Source organism: Paenibacillus phocaeensis, assembly GCF_900021165.1.
GTDB classification, from domain to species: domain Bacteria; phylum Bacillota; class Bacilli; order Paenibacillales; family Paenibacillaceae; genus Fontibacillus; species Fontibacillus phocaensis.
On sequence record NZ_FCOQ01000037.1, the window covers coordinates 1 to 6,576 of the forward strand.

Annotated in this window: 4 protein-coding genes; 1 reads left to right on the forward strand and 3 read right to left on the reverse strand. The window is 58.4% G+C overall.

The window, feature by feature from the left end:
- Positions 1-640: 640 nt before the first annotated feature.
- Both BN3795_RS23535 and BN3795_RS23540 read right to left on the reverse strand, forming a co-directional pair.
- Positions 641-2,080: an alpha/beta fold hydrolase gene (locus BN3795_RS23535; protein ID WP_456319981.1), complete on the reverse strand. Its 1,440-nt coding sequence runs from the start codon at positions 2,078-2,080 to the stop codon at positions 641-643.
- A gap of 22 nt (positions 2,081-2,102) precedes the next feature.
- Positions 2,103-3,023 carry an AraC family transcriptional regulator gene (locus BN3795_RS23540; protein WP_110945356.1) on the reverse strand — a complete coding sequence of 307 codons (921 nt, stop codon included), beginning with the start codon at positions 3,021-3,023 and terminating at the stop codon, positions 2,103-2,105.
- Between the two features lie 156 nt (positions 3,024-3,179).
- On the opposite strand from BN3795_RS23540, the gene BN3795_RS23545 reads away from it, so the two are divergent.
- The gene (locus BN3795_RS23545) at positions 3,180-5,324 is read left to right on the forward strand and encodes a glycoside hydrolase family 52 protein (RefSeq protein ID WP_110945357.1); all 2,145 of its coding nucleotides are present in this window, start codon (positions 3,180-3,182) and stop codon (positions 5,322-5,324) included.
- 94 nt (positions 5,325-5,418) lie between these two features.
- Here BN3795_RS23545 and BN3795_RS23550 read toward each other — a convergent pair.
- Positions 5,419-6,576 (reverse strand): IS1182 family transposase (locus tag BN3795_RS23550; RefSeq protein WP_068787119.1); only part of this gene is annotated, 1,158 nt, incomplete at its 5' end.

Below are 6,576 nucleotides of genomic sequence, written 5' to 3' on the forward strand. Positions count from 1 at the left end.
GCAGGGTTATGTGACTTCCAGCCAGTTGGAGTAACTTGAAGCACATTGGAGTAACTGCAGGCGGTTGAGTGACCTTGGAGCTTGATAATGTTTGTTGGTTGATTCAACTAGCTAGTTTTTCCGTATGAGATTCAGGCCCAGCTATGTTCGCCGGATGAGATGATAGGATCGAAATTTCATATATAATCCCAACGTTTGGCAGCGCAAGCGCCCAATCTATATGAAATTTCATATACAATCCTCCATTACAGTGGGATTTCGGCGATTGTGTTCGAAATTTCATACACAATCCCAACGTTTGGTAGCGCAAGCGCCCAATCTATATGAAATTTCATATACAATCCTCCATTTCAGCGGGACTTCGGCGATTGTGTTCGAAATTTCATACACAATCCCAACGTTTGGCAGCGCAAGCGCCCAATCTGTATGAAATTTCATATACAATCCTCCATTTCAGCGGAATTCCGGCGATTATGTTCGAAATTTCATACACAATCCCAACGTTTGGCAGCGCAAGCGCCCAATCTATATGAAATTTCATATACAATCCTCCATTTCAGCGGGATTCCGGCGATTATGTTCGAAATTTCATATACAATCCCAACGGCCTCCGCCTGGCACACGGCTCCCGGGCTCCTCCTTACCGCCCCCCTTTGGCACACGGCTCCCGGACTCCCCCCCCCTTGCCGCCACCCCTCGCCCGCCACTCACAGCAAAAAAACCGTCCGATTCCCATCGGACGGTTCAGGGGAGCTATGGCAGGCGATTCGNCCGGCGCGTCGAGGTACAACGCCGCGACGCGATCCGGGTACAGCGCGGCGTACCGCAGCGCGTACAGGCCGCCCCGGCTGAAGCCGAACAGCACCGGCTTCGGGGCGAGCCCGTATTTCGCGGTCAGCTCGGCGCGAAAAGCCTCCATCTGTCCGGCCGCGAACGGGCAGCCGTAGAGATGGCTCAGCCGGCAATAGGCGAGATGCCAGCCTTGCTCGAGCAGAGCGAGGTCGGCGTCCGCGAAGGCGCCGAAGAACTCGCTCCGCCACACCCACGGCCGCCCGGGGGCGGCCGCCTTCGGAGCGACCAGCACGCACTCGCGGCCGCCGAAGTAAAAGTCGGTGCGCGCATACCCCATCCATTCGCTCGCCTCAGCATTCTCCGCACCGCCCTCCGCTGCAGCGGCATGCTCGATCTCCGGCAGCATCGCCTCGGCCTGCTGCAGCGCTTCCGCGAGCGGCGGCGTCTCCAGCTTGTTCGGGTTCGTATGCCCGACATGCTCCCGCCATGCCGCGTTCAGCACGGCGCGGCGAGCGCCGACGAGCCGGATGAACTCGCGGTCGCCGCCTTCCGCCCAATCCGGCATCCGCTCCAGCTCCAAATGGAAGACGCGGCTCAGAATCGTTCGCGCGATGACCCAATGTCCGTCTTCATTCGGATGAATGCCATCGCCGTAGCGATAGCCAGGGTCGGCTTCGCGGCGTACACGGATCAACTCACTTAGCGGCCTGCGAAGATCCACTACCGTGAGCCCTTCCGCCTCCCCGTATTCCCGGATCCAGGCCCCATAACGCTCCAGCACCGTGTTATAGTCGACATACGGCCGCTCAAATGAGTAATCGTCCATCCCGTCCGGCAGGGCCTCCCCGCCGAAGGAGGCGACGTCAAACGGCGGCGGCGTCATCAGGATCACGCGGGCTCCCGCGCCACGTACGCGTTCCACGGCCCGGCGCACCCCGTCGCGGTAGGCTTCGAAGCGCCCCTCTCCGAACGGATGGTAGATGCCGTCGTTCATTCCATAGCAAATAAACGCCCAATCCGGCCGAACCTCCGTCAACGCGCGCTCCAGGCGATCATGCACGCAGGGGCGCGGAAACGGATGATCCGATTCGCTGGTTCCCGCCGCAGTTTCACTGCTGACCCCCAAGTTAATCCACTCCAGCCGGTGCTCCGGCAGATGCTTCAGGAAAAAAGCCTCCAAATTTCGGATATACGTCCCATTATCCGTGATACTGTCACCCAAAAAAACGATTCGCTTCCGATGCGGCAACGCCAGCAAGTCAGCGCTTTCAATTTCAATCGTCAACACAGCCAACCCCTTTCCGATAAAGTTAAATATGAAATCTGGCTCTGAACTTGCCGGGCGATTCCCCGGTCCAGCGCTTGAACTGCCGGCTGAAATGAGCGATATCCTTGTACCCGAGGCGCATCGAGACGGCCTCCACCGACAGCTCCGGCTCCATCAGCAGCAGCTTGGCCTTCTTCAACTTCAGCGCGGACAAATACTGGCGCGGCGACATTCCGTAGACGCGGCGAAAAATCCGATTGCAGGAGGAGGCGCTGTACCCCAGCCCGGCGGTTACCGCCGCGACGGTCTCGCGCGACCGATCCCCATCGACCTCGTCGCTGCTGTCGCCGCCCTCGCCGACCGCCGCCGCGCCCCAGTCCTCCGGCTCCTCGACGCTGCGCTCCAGACCGGCGGCGATCTCCGCGGCGATCCGGTTCATCCGGCTGCCGGGCGCAGCGGCCTCCCGCTCCGCCAGCCCTTCGCTCAGGCCGGCGAACAGCTCGAACACCGCGGACATCGCCCGCATCTTGTCCGCCAGCTTCGCACCCGCCCCGTCCGAGGTGAGCGCGATCAGCCGATCCAGGCTTGGCCGGATGCTCGCGGCTAGCGGGCTGTCCGCGGCATGAAGAAGCTCCTCCCCGCGGCACAGCAGCTCGCGGAGCACGGGCTCGTCGACGTTGAAATGCAGGCAATAATACGTCATCGGCCCCATCCCCAGCGCCCGGCTCTCGTGCACATCCTCAGGCCGCAGCAGCAGGAAATCGCCGGGCTGCTGCACATAGCGTCTGCCGCCTACGATCATCTCCTGGCTGCCCGCCAGCAGCAGGTTCACCTCGAACAACGGGTGGCTGTGCCGCGGATACGACCACTCGCTCGTCACCGTCCGCAAATGCGCGGCAAACAGCTTAAACGTCGAATCCATGTCCGGCAGCATATATTCGGTTACCTGATGCTCTCGAGCCACCCTCGTCCCTCCGTTTCGCCGCCTTTGGGTTCCCGTTCTCTCCGCCATTGATCGTTTTGGATAAATCGTTTGGCGGTTTGGACATGGGCGTTCCCCCAAAGCCTTGTTATAATCAAACTAGCATAACCGCAGCCAATTGAACAGGAGGTAATCAACTTGGGTAAAAATATATTTTTTAACGCGCATCACTCCCCGATGGGAGCCTTCGCCAGCTTTACGTTAGGACATCCCGGTCCCAGCGGCGGATTCGACCTCGAGCTGGGCAGCCCGCCGAAGCAGAACATCTATATCGGTCTGCAGGATGACGGGCAAGAGCGTTACCGGGCACTGCCCTTCTTCGGCGAAGGGCTGGACGAGCGGGATCGTTACACGACCGAAGAGAGCGGTGACGAGCCCAGCACATCCCATTCTGTTCAGCAAAAAGAAAGCGGTCTCATCGTCCCGTTCGGCCGCAGCGAAATCGTTCGCCGGTTTGGTGCGGCGATCGATGAATGGCAAGCCGGCGATTTAACGTTCCGCCTGATCTCGCCGTTTGAAGGCGTGCCCGATCCGGAGACGGCCACCGAAGAGCAACTGCGGTTCGCGCTCATGCCGGCGGTGCTGGCGGAGATCACCGTCGACAACACCCGGGGAACTTCGGCGCGGAGAGCCTTCTTCGGCTTGCATAACATCGACGCCTTCAGCGCGCTCCGCCGCCTGGAAGACGTCACCGACGGCCGGATTTGCGGCATCGGCCAAGGCCGCCATACCGCGATTGCGGCGAGCGACCCGCGAATCACGAGCGCCGGCTTTTTCACCATGGAAGCGATCCTCAAGCCGAAGGTGCCGGAGAACCTGCGCTTTGGCCTGGGTCCGGTAGGCGCGCTGCTCATGGATACCCCGGCGGGCGAGAAGGCCACCTACCGCTTTGCGCTCTGCTTCTATCGCGCCGGTTACGTCACCTCCGGGCTGGATGCGTCCTACTACTATACGCGGTACTTCGCCAACATCGAGGAAGTCGCCGCCTACGCGCTGGCTGAATTCGACCGCAAGCTGGAAGTCGCCCGTCAAGCCAACGCGCTCGTCAGCGACGCCAAGCTGAACGAGGATCAGAAGTTTATGCTCGCGCATGCCATCCGCAGCTATTACGGTTCCACCGAGCTGCTGGAGCACGAGGGCAAACCGCTGTGGGTCGTGAACGAAGGCGAGTATCGGATGATGAATACCTTCGATTTGCTGGTTGACCAGCTGTTCTTTGAACTGAAAATGAATCCGTGGACGGTAAAAAACGAGCTGGATCTGTACACCAGCCGCTACAGCTATCGGGACACGGTTCGGCTTCCCGGGGATCGGACCGAATATCCGGGCGGCATCAGCTTTACGCATGACATGGGCGTTGCCAACGTATTCTCCCGTCCCGGCTATTCGTCTTACGAGCTGCATGCGATCGACGACTGCTTCTCCCACATGACGCATGAACAGCTCGTCAACTGGGTGCTGAGTGCCACGGTGTACGTGCATCAGACGAACGACCGCGATTGGCTGGAACGCAACTTGCCGATCCTGGAGCAATGCCTTGAGAGCATGGTGAACCGGGACCATCCGGAACCGGCCAAGCGGACCGGCATCATGGGCCTCGACAGCTCGCGCACGATGGGCGGAGCGGAAATCACCACCTATGACAGCCTGGACGTCTCGCTGGGGCAAGCAAGAAACAACATCTATCTGGCGGGCAAGAGCTGGGCGGCTTACGTCGCGATGGAGAAGCTACTGCGCGCGAACGGCCGCGAGACGGCAGCATCGTTGGCCGGCCGTCAAGCCGAGCTGTGCGCCGCGACAATCGCCTCGCATCTGCTGCCGGGCGGCTATATTCCGGCGGTCATTCAAGAGAACAATGACTCCAAGATCATCCCGGCAATCGAGGGGCTGATCTTCCCGCTGTACACCGGCTGCGAGGAAGCGCTCGACAAGAACGGCCGATTCAGCGAATATCTCACCGCGCTGTCCAAACATCTGGATACCGTGCTGCAGCCGGGCATCTGCCTGTTCGAAGACGGCGGTTGGAAGCTGTCCTCGACGAGCAACAATTCCTGGCTTAGCAAAATCTATCTCTGCCAATTCATCGCCCGCCGAATTATGGGTCTCGCCTGGGACGAACAGGGGCAAGCGGCCGATGCGGCGCACGTCGCCTGGTTGACCTCCGAGAAGAACGCCTTCTGGAGCTGGAGCGACCAGATGATGGCCGGCGTGATCTGCGGCAGCCGGTATTATCCGCGCGGCGTAACGGCGATTTTGTGGTTGGACGAGAACGAAACCCATTAAGGGCGTATCACTAAGATAAAGAGGGTGTCCCAAAAGTAAACTCTGGGACACCCTCAGCAGCCAAATTGGATGGGATTCATAAAAAACCAAGGAGCTAGGCGGTCTGTTCTCGCTTAGCTCCTTGGTTTTTGGCGTCCACCGCTGCTTTCTTGAGCAGATTGTGGGCAAGGGAAAGCCACCCCACCTCCAGACTTACTTTGGGTAAGCCTCGAAGCAGGAACCTTTTAAAGCCTCGGTTGTTCTTTACATGGCCAAACACAGGCTCCGGCTCGATCATGCGCCTTACGGCTAGGGCATGACCTTCTTCACTGCGGAGCTTTTGCCTGGCCTGGTTCTTTAGCCGCCAATACTTCATACTCACCTTGATCTCGCGATCACCTTGGGCTTGGGTACACTGCGGTTTTAGCGGACAACCCTCACAGCCGGCGCTTCGGTAATGTCGGTATTCGATTTCATACCCGCTTTCCGTTTTCTCCTTACTCCCTCTTCGGAAATGGAGCGTTTGTCCGGCCGCACATGTCCATGTATCTTGTTCACTGTTATAGGTCCAGTTGTCGATCTTGCTGATGTCTTTTTGCCAGGCCTTGCTCTTTTCGCGGTGATACGTGTTGTACTTCACCATGGCTTCGACTTCATTTCGCTCCAAGTAGTCGTAATTTTCTTCACCGCCATAGCCTGCATCGGCGATGACTTTTTTTGGCAGCTTGCCGAACTGCGATTTTATCTTCTCAAAATGCGGGATGAGGCAGCGCGTATCGGTTGGCCGCTGGTGCAAACTGTAACCGATAATGAATTGATTTTCAGTGCCAATCTGAACATTATAGGCTGGCTTTAGCTGGCCGTTTCGCATGTGGTCTTCTTTCATCCGCATAAACGTGGCGTCCGGGTCTGTTTTACTGTAGCTGTTTCTCGTGCCTAAAATCGCTTCCTGCGTCTCATACTTCTGAAGGCGAGGAAGCAAGTCTTTGCGGAGCGTGCGCATCGCCTTCTTGAGCGGCTTGTCCTTTGGTTTCTCCTGCAGACGCTCCTCTAATTGTTTGACGGCTTGCTCCAGCTTTTCACCGGTGAGGGCAGAGGACTCGCCCAGTTCAAGAAGATCCTGGCCCCCGTGAGCACGTTCTTCTTGTTTCTCAGCTTCCTCAATGGCGGCGAACAAGGTTTGGACTTTTTCTTGGAGCTTGGCTTTATGCTTCACTACCGCCTTCCCCCATACAAACGTATATCGGTTGGCATTCGCTTCGATCTTCGTGCC